Source organism: Vibrio sp. 1402 (assembly GCF_033340275.1).
On sequence record NZ_JAWOWE010000691.1, the window covers coordinates 1 to 521 of the forward strand.

General features: G+C 48.9%; 1 protein-coding gene. It reads left to right on the forward strand.

The features are described 5' to 3' along the window. The coding region (locus tag R7044_RS27975) for a M24 family metallopeptidase (protein WP_225456346.1) at window positions 1-521 on the forward strand (521 nt) is incomplete at both ends.

Consider the following 521-nt stretch of genomic DNA (forward strand, 5'->3'; position numbering starts at 1 on the left):
CAATCATGAGAACCAACCTGAGCCAGGTAAGCTAGAGCTGAACACACTTTACCTTGTTGATTCAGGCGGTCAGTACCTAGATGGCACAACCGATATTACACGCACCATCGCGATTGGTCAGCCATCAGCAGAAATGATCAAGCAGTTCACTCTCGCGCTGAAAGGTCATATCGGTGTAGCAAGTGCCCGCTTCCCGAAAGGCACTCGCGGTTACCAAATCGATACATTGGCTCGCCAACATCTTTGGGCGGAAGGTTATGACTACGACCATGGCACTGGCCACGGTGTAGGTCACTTCCTAAGTGTGCATGAAGGTCCGGCAAGCATCTCGAAGAAACAAATTGATGTGCCGCTAACTGAAGGCATGGTGCTATCAAATGAGCCTGGTTACTACCGTGCAGATGCGTTCGGTATCCGAATCGAAAACCTAGAGCTCGTAGTTGAAACACCGACTAACGGTGACTTCCCTGTTCTATCATTCGAATCATTGACACGCTGTCCAATCGATAAACGTAATATCA